Raw genomic sequence first — 18388 nt, 5'->3', positions numbered from 1 at the left:
AAGCATCGTGTTAGCTCTATAGTTCGGGGTCGAAGCTGGGATTATCTCTTTATATATATTGCTATTCACATGGAAATCATTCTATCATTTCCTCTGCATTGAAAAAAGCTCCTACATTTTTATGTAGAAGCCTCATTCAGGAGCAAATGATTGAGATACTATTTACTTCAATTCAGGAATTACGCGAATTTCCTTTTCCATTTCAGATTGGCATAAAGGACATTTCGGTTCATCTTCAAAACTAAATGATTCTCTCATCCATCCTTGACAATCTTCTTTAGTACATGACCATACATTTGTTTCAACCTCTTGTACCGGCTCTTTTGGTCCACGAGAAAAAGACATTATAGCATCTCCCTTCCTAATTATACAGTATACGCTAATTTCTGTAGGAGTGAAACTTCTGAGCATAAAGACTTTTCTTTCTTTTTTATAATGGGTTTTAACGTAAAAAGAGCATGTATGTATACCTATTCTTATTCCAATTTATTTCGTTCCATCCTATAGCTTGTACTTCTTTTTCTTTTCTATACTGTATTTCAGAATACATTTTGCTTCCTCTTTTTATTTTATGCAGTTTCTTTGAAAATATTAATGAAAGATCTTTTACAAGGAAGTAACTAACGGGAGTGAAATCGTTTTGTACAATAACAAAAGGAATCAAACAGCGTTTATTTTCCTTCTGTCTGATTCCTTTTCTTTTGAATAATCTTTTGACCGTGAGATCGTTATTTCAATGCAAACTTTTCAATTGCTTTACCAACGCCATCTTCTAAGTTACTAGCTGTCACTGTGTTTGCTACTTCTTTTATTTTATCTTGCGCATTGCCCATGGCAACCCCAACCCCAGCTTGCTGGATCATTTTTATATCATTTAAGCTATCGCCAACTGCCATAACTTCCTCCATCGAAATCCCAGTACGCTCACAAAGAAAGTCTAATGCATTTGCTTTACTAACTCCCTTTGGATTAATTTCAATATTTGTCGGCAGGGAGTTTGTCAATTCCAGTCCATCAAATTGGGTTAATCTTCTTTTAACCTCATTGAGTTTATCCAGGTCCTCTGAAGCACATCCGAATTTTAACCATTGGTGATCTTTTACATTCACGAATTCATCGTCTTGAAATACTTTTTCAGTAGAAATCATCCATCTGCGGATTCCTATCTCTTCTGTAATTTGATAAAGTTTCTCTACGACATCAGTAGCAAGCAGCTGTCGGCGGAGTAATTCTTTTTCTACTGTCCAGATTTCACCGCCATTGGCAGTAATTAAGAAGGTTTGTAAATTTAATTCTTTTGCATAGGGATAACAGGTGGAAAAAGCTCGTCCCGTACTCAAAACAACTTGAATCCCTTGATTTAAAGCTTCTTGAATTGCCTCTTTGTTACGTTTCGATACCTCCAATTCTGGATTTAATAATGTCCCATCCATATCCAAGGCGATTAGCTTAATTGATTTTGTCATATTGTTCATCCTCATTTCTCTTTTATCCTTATTTAATTATAATAGAAATACTCCCTCCTTTACTAATAAAACACATAAAAGCATTCTTTCTCTTTCTTACTAGATAATACGAGAAGCGCAAAAAAAGACATCATTTGCTGGCACAAGAAGTACTTTTCTCGTGCAATTTTAAAATACGATAAAAGGCCAAGTATTTCTACAAAAACCCCGATTATATTTCCCAGGAAATACTCTACATTTCCCCTATAAGTACTTGTTCAAAAAAACTCTAAAAAACAAACACTTAATCAGATATTATCTAATTAAGTGTTCTTATTTACACTGTTCTTAATTATTCATCAAGCTCTTTGATTATTTCCTGAAGCTGGTTCTTCTCTGTAAACTGAATGATTTGCTCTAAATCCAATAATAAAATAAGTTCATCATCAATTGTTGCTACACCTAATAGAAATGTATCTTTTATTTCCCCCACAAGTCTCGGTGCATCCTTCATCAATGAAGCGGGAATATCCTTCACCTCTGTTGCCTGATCAACAAGCATACCAATTTGCATGCCATCAACTTGAACCACGAGCGTTCTCGTCTGGTCTGTTAATTCAACGCTGCCAAGTTCCAGTCTCTCACGTAAATCAATAATCGGTGTCATTATTCCACGCATTTCTGTAACACCCTTCATAAAGTCAGGTGTACGAGGTACCTTTGTTAAAGTTAATCCGCGTTCGATAGAAACAATTTGTTGTACGTGTACAGCAAAGGTTTGGTCTTTTAATGTAAATAGAATATGTTTATCTGTAACCAATGCGTCTCCCCCCTTTTAATGTCTTCATTTAATCAATTAACGCATTCGGATCAATAATTAAAGCTACTTCTCCGTCACCTAAAATGGTTGCACCTGAGACAGCAAAAACTTCTCCCAGATAATTACCAAGTGATTTTAAGACGACCTCTTGCTGACCAATTAATTCGTCTACGATAAGTCCTATTAATTTGTCGCCTTTTTTGATGATTACCGTTGCATAACGATCCATTTCCACGTCACTTCCAGGAACTTTTAATACTTTTCCTAAAGATAAAATAGGTATAATTTTTCCTCGGTAATCAATAACCTCTGTTCCATGCGCACTCATAATCTTTTCTTTCGGCAACATGATTGTTTCCAAAATAGAGGTTAGCGGAATTGCAAATGTTTCTTTTTGAATATGCACAAGCATGGTTGTAATAATCGATAATGTTAAAGGAAGCTGGATGGAAAAGGTACTTCCCTGTCCCGGCGCTGTTGTAACAGATATTTTACCACCTAAAGCTTCAATTTTATTTTTCACCACATCCAATCCAACACCACGTCCAGATACGTCAGAAATAGTATCTGCTGTACTAAATCCAGAGCTCATGATTAACGCAGCAACTTGGTCATCTGTTAGTTCCTCCGCTTCTTGTGGTGTGATAATATTATTTTCAATCGCTTTTTTCGATACTTTTTCACGGTTAATTCCTGCACCGTCATCTTCAATTTCGACAAAAACATAGTTTCCGCTATGATAAGCACGTAATATCAACTTACCTTCTTCTGGCTTATTGTTCGCAATACGATCTTCTGGATGTTCAATTCCATGATCACATGAATTGCGAATCAGGTGGACAAGTGGATCACCAATTTCATCAATAACGGTCCGGTCGACTTCTGTCTCTGCACCTTTTATTTCCAAGGCAATCTTTTTATTTAAATCCTTTGATAATTGGCGGATCATTCTTGGAAAACGATTGAATACTTGTTCAATCGGAACCATGCGCATTGCCAGGATAAGAGATTGCATATCTGAGCTTACCCGGCTTAGATGCTCTACAGTTTCTCTTAAATCACTATTATCCATCGAAGAAACAAGCACTTCTAAACGACTTCGATCAATAACAACCTCTTCAAACAAGTTTAATAGATCATCAATTTTATCAAGATTTACTCGGATATTTTTAGATGTTGTTTTCTTCCCATTATCTTTTTCTGATTCATTTTTTCCAGATTTGTTTGCTTCAGAACGGTTCTTTTCTACAGGTGCTTCTGCTTTCATTTCTGGAACAGAAAGGCTTCGTTCATCTGTTTCTGTCTGTTTCTGGTTGTTCCTATTATTTTCATCTGTATTGATTATACGAGCTTTTACATCTTCAACTTCTGAAACACTTTTTACTGCTTCAATTAATTGTTCAGACTTTTGCTCCGATAGAAACAATAGAGAGAATCCTGATTCAAATGATCCCTCTTCAATTTCTTCAACAGTTGGAGAGGTACGAATAATTTCACCTGCATTCTCTAATACTTCAAAAACCATAAAAGCCCTGGCACCTTTTAAAATGCAGTTTGATTCAAAAGTAACCTGCAGCTCATACGGAAACATGCCTTGCTCTTCTGCCTGATGAACGACCGTAAGCTGAAATTCATCTAAATCAGATGCCATAAAATGCTTACTTGTTTCAGCTGCTTCTTCTACAACTGCAGCCAATTCGGTAACCTCTTCGCCGCTTTCAATTGCTTCTAGCTTCTTCACAAGTTCACTAACATCTTTTTTTCCATCTCCGCCATTTCGTATGGAATCAACCATATCTTCCAAGTCATCAATTGCAAGAAATAGAATATCTATTATTTTTGTGTTTGTCACTAATTCTTTGTTACGAATTAAATCCAATACATTTTCCATTTTATGGGTTAATGAAGCAATATCATCATACCCCATTGTTGCAGCCATTCCTTTAAGCGTATGTGCGGAACGAAAAATCTCTTGTACATACGCAAGATTAGAAGAATCCTCTTCTAGTTTTAATAAGAAATCGTTAATTGACTGTAAATGTTCTTGGCTTTCATCTAAGAAAATGTCCAAATATTGTTGCGTATCCATACGATTTTCCCCTCTATTCTATATCCTATCTGCTTTCTATTACTCATTATTTTCTTCTTGTACATTAATTTCGTAATTAGGTAAAATCAATACCTCTACGCGCCTATTCTTAGCTCTATTTTCTTCTGTATCGTTTGAATAAGCAGGATCAAATTCTCCATGCCCTTTTACACTAAACAGTGTCGGATCCAGTTCGTTATTCTCCGTGATGATTTTCATAAAGTTTAAAGCACGGGTCACACTGAGCTCCCAATTTGATTCAAAATTAGCATTATGAATAGGCACATCATCTGCGTGACCGCTTATAACTACTTGGTGAGGCGGATCTGTTTCTAAGATTCGGGAGACATCTTCTGCAACTTGCCTTCCCTCTTGTTTCACTACTGCACTTCCTGAATCAAAAAGGATATCATTTCGCATCGTGATAAGTAACCCTTCTCCTGTCAACTCTGTCCCAAATTCTTCTGTAAGTCCTGCTTCTTCGATATAAGCGTTAATTTCTTCCTGAACCTCTTGGAGTTTAAGTAATTCCTGTTCTCCCTCCAACCCTTCTGGATTCACTTCATCATCCGTTCCTTCTTCCACATAATCCCCGTCATCTCGCCCCTCGTTTGTACTTGGGGGAATAGGTTCTGACTCATAATCTAAGATGCCCGTTCCTGAACCTGCTGATAATTCATCTCGAAATACTGTCGCAAGCTCGAAATATTTTTGAACATTGATATCACTTGAAGCGAATAAAACAATAAATAATGCTACTAGTAAAGTTAGTAAATCAGAATATGGAAGCAGCCAAGATTCATCTACATGTGATTGTTTTTGTCTTTTCTTTTTTCTTCTAGCCATCGCTATCCCTCGCCTGCAGTTCTGCTAACTCTTTGGAAGAAAGTAAAGACCCTAGCTTTTCTTGCACAATTAATCGAGAGTCTCCTGTGGTAATGGAGAGAATTCCTTCCACAATCAATTCTTTTTGCTGTACTTCCTGTTTTGATTTTTCACGTAGTTTATTAGCAAATGGATGCCATAAGACATACCCTGTGAATATCCCCAACAATGTCGCAACAAAAGCTGCTGATATGGCATGTCCCAAAGCTTCAATATCGGACATATCACCAAGTGCCGCAATCAATCCGATTACAGCTCCGAGTACCCCTAGCGTCGGAGCATATGTACCAGCTTGCGTAAAAATGGCAGCTCCATCCTCATGACGCTGCTCCATTGCCTCAATTTTTTCAATCATGACATCTTTGATAAAGTCAGGAGATTGCCCGTCGATCGCTAATTGTAATCCCGACGAAAGAAATGGATCATTTACTTCATTCACTTGATTTTCTAAAGAAAGGAGACCCTCCTTACGCGTTTGGTCTGCCCAATCCATAAATAAGGCAATTAGCTCCTTGGAATCTGTCTGTTTCTCTTCGAAGAACAATTTTTTAAATAATGCCGGAACTTTTTTTAACACATTTCCAGGAAATGCAATCGTGACTGCAGCTACAGTTCCGACAAGAATAATTAAAATTGCTGCGGGGTTAATTAGTGCCTCTAAACCTACACCTTTTAAAACCATCCCTACGCCTACAGCAATTATTCCTAATAATAATCCGATTACTGATGTTTTATCCATACGTATCCTCCTGCTTTCCTTTGTACCTTCTTCTAATATCGGTTAAATACAAAATTTATTTAGGTTATCATTAGGTAATTTTAGTAGAATTTCAAAATAAGTTTACTAATCGATTTTCCGCACTATTGCGACAACCATTCCCATCCTATGAAAATCAACAAATGGGACCCTTGCAGACTACTACTCTTTTAAACAAATCGTTATGTGATGGGAACAAATTCCATGGAAGATCTCGATATAGTCCCTGTTGGCAGTATTTATGACATAGGAGGGAAATCAGGAGATTCAAAGACTACAGTTGCTCACGAAATCGCTCATCAATGGTTCTATGGAACTGCCAATGGAATCGGTATAAAGAGCTTCCAGAAGATTATATTTAGGAAAAGATGGAATAGGTTATGGAAATTATTTGAGGATAGACGTGAAATAAAGAAGGCAGAGGATTTTTAAACTGTTTACACCCCCTCTGTCTATTAAAATTTCCAAGTATTTATTCATGGAGAGTCTGTTGGGGGCTTAGCCAAGACAGAAAGACTGTCATTCTAGTGAAAGAAACAGGAGGTGGCCATCAGCCTCCTCCTGTTCTTCTTACACCACTTGATAAACAACCGTTTGATAGGCTTGCAGCTTTTCTTTCTCTTTTCTATCATAATTATTTACCAGCAGTTTTAATTCTTTCCCTTGAAATTCTTCCGGGAGTGTATACGTCGTTTCTTCCGCAAAAACGTTCACCAGTACAAGCCACTGTTTTTCTTGATATGTTCTGGTATAAGCATAAATTTGAGGATGCTCTTCCATGACGATATCATATGTGCCGTATATCAGCCCCTGTTCTTGTTTCCGCAACGCGATCAGTTTTTTATAAAAATGGAAGATAGATTCCGGGTTATTTTGCTGCGCTTCTACATTGATCGTCGTATAATTTGGATTCACTTTTATCCAGGGCTTCCCTGTTGTAAATCCAGCATTTTCTTTGTTGGTCCAGTGCATGGGCGTACGTGAATGATCTCGGCTTGTATTCGCTAGTACAGCAAGAATCTCTTCTTCCGGTACCCCTTCTTCCAATTGCTCTTGATAGAAGTTTTTTGCATCGACAGCATCATATTCATCAATAGACTCAAAAGGAACGTTGGTCATCCCTATTTCCTGTCCCTGATAGATAAATGGTGTTCCTTGCATCAGAAAATATAAAGTCGCAAATGCCTTTGCAGAAGCCGCATGGTGATTTTCCGTATCTCCCCAGCTGGAAACAGAGCGCGGCTGATCATGATTTTCTAAAAATAATGCATTCCAACCCACTTTTTCTAAGCCTTTCTGCCATGTGGTAAACACATTTTTTAACTTCTCTAAATCAAGGCCGCTACCTGTTTCACGTCCCCAGAGGTCTAAATGATCAAACTGAAAAATCATATCAAATACACCATGCTTCTCACCAACCCAGTCATCTGCCTGCGTGAGCTTCACACCATTGGCTTCTCCGACTGTCATAATATCATAATGATCCAATGTTTCTTTTTTAAACTCTTGTAGAAATTCATGTATACCGTCTTGATTCATATGGCCATCAAAGGACGGTACATATCGTTTCTTTGTTGGATTGGGCAGGTCGGGGAATCCCGGCTTCTTTTTTATATGCGAAATTGCGTCCACACGAAAACCGTCAATCCCTTTATCCAGCCACCAATTTACCATTTTATATAAATCTTTGCGAACTGCTTTATTTTCCCAATTTAAATCAGGCTGTTTTTCCGAAAAAATATGCATAAAATATTCCTTTGTTTGCTTATCATATTTCCAAGCAGACCCGCCGAAGATAGACTCCCAATTATTTGGCTCTTTTCCATTCTTTTTCCCTGGATGCCAAATATAATAGTCTCGATATGGATTATCCTTCGAGGATTTCGATTCAATAAACCAAGGATGTTCATCAGAGGTATGATTAATCACTAAATCCATAATCAAGCGCATGCCTTTTTGATGTACTTTTTCCAGCAGCTCATCAAAATCCGCCATCGTCCCAAATTCTTCTGCAATTGCTTGGTAGTCACTTATGTCGTAGCCATTATCGTCATTAGGAGATTGATAGATCGGACATATCCAAATGACATCAATTCCTAAATCCTTTAAATAATCTAATTTGGAAATAATACCTTGAATATCGCCTATTCCATCTCCATTTGAATCCATAAAACTTCTTGGGTAGATTTGATAAGCTACTGCTTCTTTCCACCATATTCTTTTCATCTTTCGTCTTCCTTTCCTAACTGATTATGCCTGCTTTTCTCTTAAACGTAAAAAGGTTCTGTAAAAAGCAGAAAATGTGATGAATGCCAATAAGGACCAGCTAAAAAACACCATTAAAAACGGAAAACGCAATCCCATCAGAAAAATGATAATGACGCTTATCAATATCGTTATTGCTAAGAAAGGACAGCCAAATGTATATAACAAGGTCTTTTTTAATAATTCAATGCTTGAGAGCTGATAATGAACTAAAATTGATAAAAACAACACAGTAACGACTAACAACAAAAAAGCAAAGAATAGGAAAACAACAGCCAGGATTGTACTTGATTGACTGACAATAACATAATTAACGATTGTTATCGTCCATATCACCCCAAGTATGCTTCCCGCTAGCAGGCTTTTTTGATAGTTTTCTTTGGCATAGCTAAAAAATTCCTTGACCATGCTTTCTTTTTCCGCTGTCATAATCCAGTCACGAACCACCGCAAATAAGCCGGCCGTCGCAGGATAAAATAAGGTTGGAAATAAGCCAAGAAGGGGAATGCTAAGTAGGATTATTTCTTGTACCGAAGCAGCTCTCCACATACTCCATACAACTAAAAGAACAGGGGAATTTACAGCTAGCCAAACAACATTTAATAGTGCAAAACGCATGACCCACTCACACGCCGAATAAACTCCTCCTATTGCGCCTGTTATTTTCATTCTTTCTTCCCCCTCAAGCTTTATTTCTATCAATCTAATGAAAACCCAATTTTCGCTTCTGAAATACCCGTGTAAAAAACAGAACCGGAAATATATTCTATTCACCGGTTTAGAATATATTCCGGTTCCAACCATGTAAAAATCGCTGTATTATGCCCACCACATAGTAGCTGGAGCTTCTTTCATATTAACCTGCTTTAAGTTTTTCACAGCTGCATGGAAACCTTCCTCAATGGACATGATCGGGTCTTCATGTTCAATACTGATGACATAATCGTAGCCATAGGTTCGGAGCGCACTGACGATATTCGACCATTCTTGAATACTATGACCATATCCTACTGAACGGAAGCTCCAGGCGCGTGTCTGTACCTCCCCATATGGCTGCATGTCCGTTAATCCGTACATATTGACGTTATCCTGATCAATATACGTATCCTTTGCGTGGAAATGATGGATTGCTCCAGCTTTTCCTAATATCTTAATGGCCGCTACTGGATCAATTCCCTGCCACCATAAGTGACTTGGGTCCAGATTTGCACCAATCGCATCATTGGTAGCTTCACGAAGTTTTAGCATCGTATGTGGTGTATGCACAAGAAAACCGGCATGCAGCTCCAAACCAACTTTAACACCATGGTCTTTCGCAAACTGTCCCTGTTCTTTCCAATATGGAATCAGCTTTTCTTCCCATTGCCATTTTAAAATATCGGAGTATTCGGTTGGCCAAGGAGTTACCGGCCAATTTGGATATTTGGAATCCTCATGGGATCCCGGCGTTCCCGAGAAAGTATTTACTACAGGAACATCCAGCATTTCTGCCAAACGAACTGTTTTCACAAAAGCATCGTGACTTGCTTTGGCATGTGCTTTATTCGGTGAAATAGGATTATCGTGGCAGCTGAATGCGCTGATGGTTAATCCGCGAGATTCAATCTTATCCTTAAATTCTTTTCGTTTTTCACTATTTTCTAACAGCTCATCAATCTGGCAATGTGCCGTACCGGGATTTCCGCCTGTACCAATTTCCACTGCATCCAATCCGGCATCTTTTACATAATCAAGCATGTCTTCAAACTTCTTTTCTGCAAACAAAACGGTAAATACGCCTAGCTTCATAATCCGTTTACCTCCCCTTAGTTTATAAAGTGAAACTTCCTTCTGTGGCCAATCGGGCTTATACTGGCAGTGACCCCACTTATTCTTCTTAGTGGCTTAGGAATGCTTGAAACGGGGACTTACTGTCAGTTAAGCTTCGAGAAAAATACTTTTTCCATGCTCACTGCTTTCATAAATGGCATCGATTACTTTTGTTACTTGTAACGCATCGTTTGGATTATGTTTTAGTTTTTCTTTTCCTAGACAGGCATCAATAAAATTCTTTGCTTGAAATATACCTGCCTGCTGATCGTCTTCCTTCAAATCTGTATTCGTTTCCATCATTCTGCCGTATTTAGGCTGATAGACTTCATAGGGAAAGACACTTAACCCGCCTTTTTCCCCTGATATGGAAATATGCGTATGATCTTCCTTTATATTAGCTGCCCAGGAACATTCAAATAGAAGGGTGCTCTGGTCATCAAAACGGATATAAGCGCTCACATGATCATCTACATCGATGGCTTCATGGTCATAACTTCCCCAGTCATTTACCTGTTCAGGCTGTTTACTTAAGCACTGATAGGTTTGTGCATTCACTTCTACAGGTTTTGATGGAGAAACTAGCCACAATGAAGCGTCAAGCAAATGACATCCCCAATCAATCAAGCTTCCTCCGCCTTGAAGCTGTTTATTAATAAATACACCCCAGCCCGGAACTTTTCTTTGGCGTAGAGCCTGGACTCGTGTCACAATGGGGTTCCCCACTTCTTCCATTGATTTTTTTGCCAGAGCAACAGCCTCCATAAATCGATAGTGATAGCCAATCATCAGGATGCGATTATTTTTTTCTGCTGCTTCTATCATTCGCCTGCCTTCATCTGCATTCATGGCCATCGGTTTTTCACACAAGACATGAACACCCTGGTTTAAAGCGGCCACTGCAATTGCTTCGTGGAATTTATTTGGTGTACAAATCGTTACTGCATCAACATGCTTGAATAGTTCCAAATAATCTTCAAACACGTTTGGAATCGCATATTTTTCAGCTACTTCTTTCGCACGGACAAGGTTAACATCCTGTAGTGCTGTTATCTCCACATGCTCACTCCATGCTTGATAGGCGGGGATATGCCGGTTCTCGGCAATCCCGCCGACACCTATCAATCCCATTTTTAATCGTTCCATGATTCGTCACTTCTCCAATGAATAGATTCTTTTTGTTTCGACAGATTCTAAGGCTCCCAGAATAATTTCCAGTGATTTCTTGCCTTCTTCCCCATCAATTAACGGCGTTGTATCATTTTGAATCGATTCGATAAAATGATCAATCACATGTGTCGTAGTCTGTCCGCCTTCATCATTAGATTGGATCGCACCAAGTTCATACTTTACAACTTCTCCATTTGCATATTGTGCTACTAAGGAATAGGTTGGGTGATCTTCCAAGCGAAGGGTTGCTTTCTCTCCATAAATGATAGTTGAATTATCTTCTTTTGCTGTGTATGCCCAGCTGGCTGCCAATGTGCCAATCGTACCTTTTTCAGATTTGAGAATGAGTGTTGCATTATCATCTACATCTGCATTTTCTTTTGCACTGGTTTCCACAAATGCACCGACTTCGACCATTTCCTCTTGCAAGATATAACGGATTAAATCCGCTTTATGTACGCCTAAATCACCCATTGCCCCAATAAATGCTTCATCCTTTTTAAAGAACCAGCTGTCTTTCCCGTCAGCACTCCACCCTTCAGGACCGCCATGCCCAAACGTGGCACGGAAGCTGTAAACCTTTCCAATATCACCTGATGCAATCAATTCTCTTGCTTTTTGATGGGAGGCAACAAAACGCTGATTATGTCCAATCATCAGTTTTTTCCCATTTCGTTCGGCAGCTTCAATCATACTATCTGCTTCTTCTGCAGAGGTTGCCATCGGTTTTTCACAAAGTACATGTACACCTGCATTTAATGCATCAATGCTGACAGGAGCATGTAAGTAATTTGGCAGACAGACGCTGACCGCATCAATGTTTTCTTCTTTTAGAAGGGTTTTATAATCCGTATATGCTTTTGCATGATATTTATCCGCTGCTGCTTCTGCACGTTCTGGAACAATGTCACAAACGGCTGCAATATTCACCTGTTCGTTCTGTGCATATTCTGGTAAATGGCGATGCTTTGCAATACTTCCGCATCCGATAACTGCAATATTTAAAGTCATAATTATCTCCCTCTCTATCTATTATTCTTATTTTTCAATTGGCTCTACATTGCCATACGTATGTTTTGGTGTATCTTGATTTTTCGCCCATTCCACTGCATTTTTAATGACTTGCTGCACCTCTGCCTGATGATAGGTCGGGTACGTTTCATGGCCAGGACGGAAATAGAATATTCTTCCTCGACCACGCTTAAAGGTAGCTCCGCTGCGGAATACTTCTCCGCCAGTAAACCAGCTGACAAAGATTAATTCTTCTGGCGTTGGGATATCAAAATGTTCCCCGTACATTTCCTCTTTTTCAATTTCAAAATACTCACTGATTCCTTTGGCAATTGGATGCGTTGGATCAACATTCCATACACGTTCTGTATCATCGGATTCACGCCATTTCAAATCACAGCCTGTCCCCATCAAGGATTTAAAGATTTTTGAAAAGTGCCCGGAATGAAGAACGATTAACCCCATACCGTCTAACACGCGCTGTTTTACTCTTTCTACGATGTCATCCTGTACTTCATCATGTGCCATATGTCCCCACCAGACAAGTACATCTGTATTATTTAATAATTCTTCGGATAATCCATGTTCCGGTTCATCTAAAGTTGCTGTGGTAACATCATGCCCCGTTTCTGTTAAAAAGCCGGCGATTGCTCCGTGGATTCCATTTGGATAAATGGATGCTACTGTTTCATTTGTTTTTTCGTGACGATTTTCATTCCATACTACTATATTCATTGTGCATGCTCCTTACCTATTTCCGATTTTTAACCTATGGCTAATTTATTTTTTCACGAATTCCGGTTTAGCAGACTTTAGACTGCGATGTGATTCACCTAATTCAATCTTTGTCGGGATAATCACACTCCGCTTAAAGGTATCCGGATTATTAATCAACTCGACTACGCCTCTGGACGCTTCATACCCCAGCTGATATGTCTGTGTATCAACTGCTGTGAGCTTCGGAATAGAAAGATCCGTAATTAATGTTTTATTAAAAACGATTAGGCTCATATCTTCTGGTACATGTAAATGGTTTTCCTGCATGCTTTTTAAAATACCGACACCTTGTAGCGGGGAAGAAATGATAAGTGCTGTCGGCGGATTTTTCATCTTAAGAAATTCATCTAATACAGCACCTTCATCTTCTGGGTCCCGGATAAACTTAACGTAGCCCTCATCTCTCGGAAAGCCTTTCCATTCCAGCGCTTTAAAGTATCCATCTACACGGTCCTGAATAACTTGGAAAGTTGGATTGTCCCCAATAAATCCAATTTTTTGATGATGCTTACTCAATAAAAACTCCGTCGCATCTTTGGCAGCCTGGACATTGTCGTTATCCACATACATGACCTCATTGATACGGTCAACTGGTTTTCCGATTACCGCAAACGGAATTTCTGCTTCAAGAAGGAATGGCACTACCCTATCCCCCTCTTTTGCATAGAGAACAATTATCCCATCAACTTGTTTTCCTTGAACCATTTTGACAGTATCCGCGTAGATTTCTTCTTCAGTATTTCCTGTTGTAATCATGATACTGTAACCATGTTCATGACAGTGAGAGCCAATTCCCTGTAAAACTTCTGATACAAAAGGATTCACCCATTTCCATGCAACATTTTCCGAATATTTTAATACAATACCAAGCGTTTTTGTCGATTGCTGGACAAGTCCTCTTGCATTTAAGTTAATATGATAACCAAGCTCCTCCATTACCTCACGAACTTTTTTCTTTGTTTTTTCACTAATATGGTTGCTGTCAGATATCACTCTCGAAACGGTTGAAGGTGATACCTTTGCAGCTTTTGCTACATCTTTAATGGTAATTGCCATCAGAAAGCCTCCCTTTCTTTTAATAGGATGCTTCGATGTCACTATTTAACAGCACCTTCTGACACCCCTTTGATAATATGCTTTTGCGCAAAGAAATATATGATAATAACCGGGATAACAGCAATAGCTAGTCCAGCTAGCGCTAAATGCCATTGTTTTGTATATTGACCAAAGAAAAAGAACATTTTAAGCGGAATCGTTGCTTCTTCCGCATTTAATACAAGTGACGGTAGAAGATAATCATTCCAAATCCAAATCAAGTTTAAAATCATTACTGTAACAGAAATTGGTTTCAACATAGGGAAGATAATTTTCCAGAATAATTGCCAACGGTTGGCACCGTCGATAATTGCTGCTTCATCCAAGGATTTTGAGATCCCTGTCATCGCACCATGATATAGGAATATGGATAAACTTGCTCCAAATCCTAAATACATAAAGATTAGTCCTGAGCGATTAAGCATGTCAGCTTGTCCAAAGATAGAAACAAGCGGAATCATAACCGATTGGAACGGTATCAGCATGGCCGCGACAAATATTAAAAAGATGACTCCACTTAATTTACTTGTATTACGCGCCAATGCATAACCAGCCATCGATGAGAAAATAATCAATAATCCAACACTTAAAACAGAAACAATAACCGAATTCATAAAAGAGTTAACAAAATCTAGATCAATAAATGCCTGCTGGAAATTTTCAAATGTCCATTCTTTCGGTAAACCGATAATATTGGTAAATATATCGCTCTTCATTTTAAATGCGTTTGTAAACATTAAATAGAAAGGAGATATCCATAACAAAGTTAAAAAGATTCCTGTTATCGTTAATATTAGACGATTCCGCTTCTTTTGCTTCATTATAAATCAACCTCCCTTTTTTTGTTATAGTAAACTTGTGTTAATGCTACTGCCGCAACAAGTATAAAGAAGACAACTGCTTTTGCCTGGGCAAAGGCCATATTATTTTCACTAAAGGCCGTGTTATAAATATCCATGGCAATCATTTCCGTTGATTTAAAAGGTCCACCGCCTGTTAAAGCAAGGTTTTGGTCATACATTTTAAATGCATTCGACAGAGTTAAAAACATGCTAATGGTAAATGCCGGAGCAACAAGCGGAAATGTCACCTTCCAAAAACGTTGAAAAGGATTCGCTCCATCAATATCTGCCGCTTCTATTAATTCTTTAGGAACCGCCTCTAAGTATGCAATGTAAATAATCATAATATAACCGCTATATTGCCACGCATTTAGAATGACCAAGCCCCAAAAGCCCGTTGTCGGATCAGCCAGCCACCCTTGCAAGAATTCCCAGCCAAGCAAACGACCTGCACTGTCAAATGCACTAACAAAGATAAATTGCCAAATGAAACCTAAAATCAATCCACCAATTAAGTTTGGCATAAAGAATACAGTCCGGAATAAATTACTGACCTTTAAATGCTGCGTTACTAATAACGCAAGCCCAAGCCCAATTACATTAACCAGTACAATGGATACAACAGCAAATTTAATTGTAAACCATATCGCACTTAGAAAATTTTCGCTTTGAATCAAATTCACATAATGATCCAACCCTAAAAATTCGGTGGCGTGCAATCCATTCCAATCTGAGAAGGAATAAATAAAACCATATACAAAAGGAACAAATACGACTAATGCCAATGCTACTAACGTTGGCGTCATAAATAGCCAAAAGGATAGACTTTTGTTTTTCATACCTGCATCACCATGCTCTCTTCATCTTATAAACTGTAAATAAGGTCGTTTTTAGAATAGAAGGAGTTGCTCTAAAGAAATATTTTCTGCTCTTTAAAGCATCTCCTTTTCTATGACTTATTTTCTGGCGCTTTCCCATTGTGAAATGGCACTTTCCATCGCTTCATCCCACGAAGCATCCCCACTTAAATAACGCTGCATTTCTGCGCCTAAAACATGTTCTTGCCATCCGTTAGGTGTTCCTAAAAATACCCAGCCAATAGTGTTTCCTTCCTGAGAGTATTTGTAAACTTCCTTAGAAAGCGGATCAGCAATCTGTTCTTCATCGTATCCATCATATGCCGGAATAAATTTAAATTCGTTTAAAACGAAATCTTTTCCAGTATCCGATGTATACATCCAATCCAGGAACTGTTTTGCTGCCTCTTGTACTTCCTCATCGGACTGTTTATTCACACCCCAGTAATTTGGTACACCTACTGGAAGATGTCCTTCTAATCCATCAACTGGGATCGGAATCATGCCAATATTATTTTCTGCAAACTCTGCATCCATTTGCTCAATTGTCGGGTATACCCAGTTACCTTGCTGAATTACTGCTACACGTCCTGTGGAAAATAGTTGCTCTACTTGCTGTGAATAATCTAAACTGAGTACCGGCTGAACGGAATACTCATTTTGTAAATCCAGCATCCGCTTTAATTCTTGACTCCTTTCCAGTGGAATTGTATCTGCCTCATAAGCTTCGACAATACTGTTATCAAAATCAGATGCAAAAAAAGTGTTTCCTAAGTGATTACCCATAACCCACAACTCTTTTGCAGGAAGTGCAATGACTGCATCAATTCCTAACTCTTCTTTCTGGCTATCTATCGTCGCAAATGCTTCTTCTAAATCTTCATACGTTGAAATACTTTCAGCGTCTACCCCAGCCTGTTCAAATATCTCTTTATTGTAAATGTATCCGTAACCTTCCTGATTATATGGCAGTCCAAGGATTTCGCCATTCTGCTGCTCTACTCCATCCAATGTACCTTCCAAAGCTTGGGAAGCCGCTTCTGTATCTGATAAATCCGCTAAGTAGTCACGGTATTCATCAACATCTGAAGGACCTCCTACATTAAAGATATCTGGTTCATTTCCTGCTGCGAAGGAGGATTTCAATGCTGCCCCATAATCATTTCCACCGCCTACAGTCTGCACATTAATTTTAATATCCGGATTTTCTTCTTCAAAGTCCTGTACAATTTGCTCAAATTGATCCTTGAACTCCACTTTGAATTGAAAAATATCTACGACAGTCTGTCCATCTGCCGCTTCATCATTACCGTCTCCTGATGAACACGCTCCCAAAACCAATACCCCTGTTAACATACTTGCAATAAACCCTTTTTTCAAAAATGATTTATTCAACCCCTGCACCCCCTGTGTAATTTTCGAAAGCCTAATAAAGCGCTTTCAACATACATAAAAAATATAAAACTATTACTATGAAATGCATGCAACTTTTTAAGCAAACGTTTGCATTGATTTCATGATTAATAGTAGCATTTATTTTAAAATAGGACAAGTGTTTTTTAATAAACTTCTTAAAAGATTGATAAAACAATATTATATAAGCCTCTTTATTCCTAATTTTTGTTGCGCTATATATGCAAATGTTTTCTTGCAACTTGCTACTTTTATACGTTTTGATACATAGTTAGACCACTACTTTCTATATTTATTAAAGAATTAAAAAGATTTATTACCCGCTTATGGATTTACTATTTTAAAACAGAGACGATAAATTTACTTCACCTTATCCAATGGATAAAAGTATAGTATAGGTTCCTTTGCTTTTTCCATTGGATTTTATTTTAATATTTCGGGTCAAAACCAAAATATATAATTGAACAATTCCAGTATGATATGATATAAGTAGACAACTTTACCAAAGGAGAATCATAATGAAAGTAAAAATGAACGTTCAAACAGCCTATCACGGTGAATTACTACGGGCAGGAAAAGAATATGAGATTGATGAAGAGACAGCTAAACGATGGATTGCAAGTAGACTTGCAGAAGAAGCTGAAGAAAAAGAAGAATAGAATAGTCGGTTGGAGTGAGTTTCTCTTGGGGCGACTTCTGGCAGAGATGGAGCGTGTTTCTTAATTTTGGAGCGGCTTTGGCCTGGGGCGGAGCGCTTTTTTCTATTTTGGAGCGGCTTTGAACTGGGGTGGAGCGCTTTTCTTCTTTTTGGAGCGGCTTCCACTCTGGACGGAGCGCTTCTTTCTATTTCGGAGCGGCTTCCACTCTGGACGGAGCGCTTCTTTCTATTTCGGAGCGGCTTCCACTCTGGACGGAGCGCTTTTCTCCTTTTTGGAGCGCCTTTCCCTCCGGATGGAGCGCTTTTCTCTTTTTTGGAGCGACTTTAGCCTGAAGTGGAGCGCTTTTTTCTAGTTTGGAGCGACTTTAAGGTACTGTCAATAAGTATGTGTAAATTCCCAGGAAGTGCACCGGTTTTACATGGAGTAGTGGGCATGGTAGCCTTGGTGGTAAGGCCAACGCTTTTTTCCATAGTTGGGTCTTGGCCTATGAACCA

The 18388-nt window shown here is 38.6% G+C and carries 18 protein-coding genes; 2 read left to right on the top strand and 16 right to left on the bottom strand.

Annotated features, from left to right (window positions below):
- Positions 1–162: 162 nt before the first annotated feature.
- The 6 genes from KI343_RS12060 to motA form a co-directional block, all read right to left on the bottom strand.
- The gene (locus KI343_RS12060) at positions 163–345 is read right to left on the bottom strand and encodes a cold-shock protein (RefSeq protein ID WP_212926672.1); all 183 of its coding nucleotides are present in this window, start codon (positions 343–345) and stop codon (positions 163–165) included.
- 383 nt (positions 346–728) lie between these two features.
- The gene (locus KI343_RS12055) at positions 729–1466 is read right to left on the bottom strand and encodes a Cof-type HAD-IIB family hydrolase (RefSeq protein ID WP_212926671.1); all 738 of its coding nucleotides are present in this window, start codon (positions 1464–1466) and stop codon (positions 729–731) included.
- A 331-nt stretch (positions 1467–1797) separates the two neighbouring features.
- On the bottom strand, positions 1798–2265 hold the full coding sequence (locus KI343_RS12050) for a chemotaxis protein CheW (protein ID WP_212926670.1): 468 nt from the start codon (positions 2263–2265) through the stop codon (positions 1798–1800).
- A gap of 28 nt (positions 2266–2293) precedes the next feature.
- Positions 2294–4354 (bottom strand): chemotaxis protein CheA, encoded by a 2061-nt coding sequence (locus KI343_RS12045; RefSeq protein ID WP_212926669.1) that lies wholly within the window; start codon positions 4352–4354, stop codon positions 2294–2296.
- Between the two features lie 39 nt (positions 4355–4393).
- Positions 4394–5200 (bottom strand): flagellar motor protein MotB, encoded by an 807-nt coding sequence (gene motB, locus KI343_RS12040; protein WP_212926668.1) that lies wholly within the window; start codon positions 5198–5200, stop codon positions 4394–4396.
- Complete coding sequence (motA, locus tag KI343_RS12035; RefSeq protein WP_212926667.1) at positions 5193–5978, bottom strand: flagellar motor stator protein MotA; 786 nt, start codon at positions 5976–5978, stop codon at positions 5193–5195. Before motA ends, motB begins: the two co-directional genes overlap by 8 nt.
- A 222-nt stretch (positions 5979–6200) precedes the next feature.
- Between motA and KI343_RS12030 the strand changes: the two genes are divergently transcribed.
- A complete protein-coding gene (locus tag KI343_RS12030) occupies positions 6201–6428 on the top strand; it encodes a hypothetical protein (RefSeq protein WP_212926666.1) in 228 nt (75 codons plus the stop codon).
- Between the two features lie 138 nt (positions 6429–6566).
- On the opposite strand, the gene KI343_RS12025 is transcribed toward KI343_RS12030, so the two are convergent.
- From KI343_RS12025 to KI343_RS11980, 10 genes are all read right to left on the bottom strand, one after another.
- Positions 6567–8222: a glycoside hydrolase family 13 protein gene (locus KI343_RS12025; protein ID WP_212926665.1), complete on the bottom strand. Its 1656-nt coding sequence runs from the start codon at positions 8220–8222 to the stop codon at positions 6567–6569.
- A 24-nt stretch (positions 8223–8246) separates the two neighbouring features.
- Positions 8247–8930, bottom strand: a complete 684-nt coding sequence (locus KI343_RS12020; RefSeq protein ID WP_212926664.1) for a YesL family protein — start codon at positions 8928–8930, stop codon at positions 8247–8249.
- 150 nt (positions 8931–9080) lie between these two features.
- Positions 9081–10049: a sugar phosphate isomerase/epimerase family protein gene (locus KI343_RS12015; RefSeq protein WP_212926663.1), complete on the bottom strand. Its 969-nt coding sequence runs from the start codon at positions 10047–10049 to the stop codon at positions 9081–9083.
- A 129-nt stretch (positions 10050–10178) separates the two neighbouring features.
- A complete protein-coding gene (locus tag KI343_RS12010; RefSeq protein ID WP_212926662.1) occupies positions 10179–11216 on the bottom strand; it encodes a Gfo/Idh/MocA family protein in 1038 nt (345 codons plus the stop codon).
- A gap of 6 nt (positions 11217–11222) precedes the next feature.
- Positions 11223–12251, bottom strand: coding sequence for a Gfo/Idh/MocA family protein (locus KI343_RS12005; RefSeq protein WP_374705436.1), 1029 nt, complete (start codon positions 12249–12251; stop codon positions 11223–11225).
- A gap of 27 nt (positions 12252–12278) precedes the next feature.
- The gene (locus KI343_RS12000; protein WP_212926661.1) at positions 12279–12986 is read right to left on the bottom strand and encodes a ThuA domain-containing protein; all 708 of its coding nucleotides are present in this window, start codon (positions 12984–12986) and stop codon (positions 12279–12281) included.
- 45 nt (positions 12987–13031) lie between these two features.
- Positions 13032–14084, bottom strand: coding sequence for a LacI family DNA-binding transcriptional regulator (locus tag KI343_RS11995; protein WP_212926660.1), 1053 nt, complete (start codon positions 14082–14084; stop codon positions 13032–13034).
- Between the two features lie 41 nt (positions 14085–14125).
- Entirely contained in the window at positions 14126–14944 is an 819-nt protein-coding gene (locus KI343_RS11990) for a carbohydrate ABC transporter permease (RefSeq protein WP_212926659.1), read from the bottom strand.
- The gene (locus tag KI343_RS11985) at positions 14944–15804 is read right to left on the bottom strand and encodes a carbohydrate ABC transporter permease (protein ID WP_212926658.1); all 861 of its coding nucleotides are present in this window, start codon (positions 15802–15804) and stop codon (positions 14944–14946) included. The genes KI343_RS11990 and KI343_RS11985 overlap by 1 nt, the downstream gene beginning before the upstream one ends.
- 117 nt (positions 15805–15921) lie before the next feature.
- Positions 15922–17178 (bottom strand): ABC transporter substrate-binding protein, encoded by a 1257-nt coding sequence (locus KI343_RS11980; protein WP_212926745.1) that lies wholly within the window; start codon positions 17176–17178, stop codon positions 15922–15924.
- A gap of 575 nt (positions 17179–17753) precedes the next feature.
- Here KI343_RS11980 and KI343_RS11975 point away from each other — a divergent pair.
- Positions 17754–17894, top strand: coding sequence for a hypothetical protein (locus KI343_RS11975; protein ID WP_212926657.1), 141 nt, complete (start codon positions 17754–17756; stop codon positions 17892–17894).
- Positions 17895–18388 lie beyond the last annotated feature (494 nt).

The sequence above is a fragment of the Oceanobacillus sp. J11TS1 genome, from assembly GCF_018333215.1.
GTDB lineage: Bacteria > Bacillota > Bacilli > Bacillales > Amphibacillaceae > Oceanobacillus.
The sequence above is the reverse complement of the archived record's forward strand: the minus strand, read 5'-3'. Positions and strand labels throughout refer to the sequence as shown.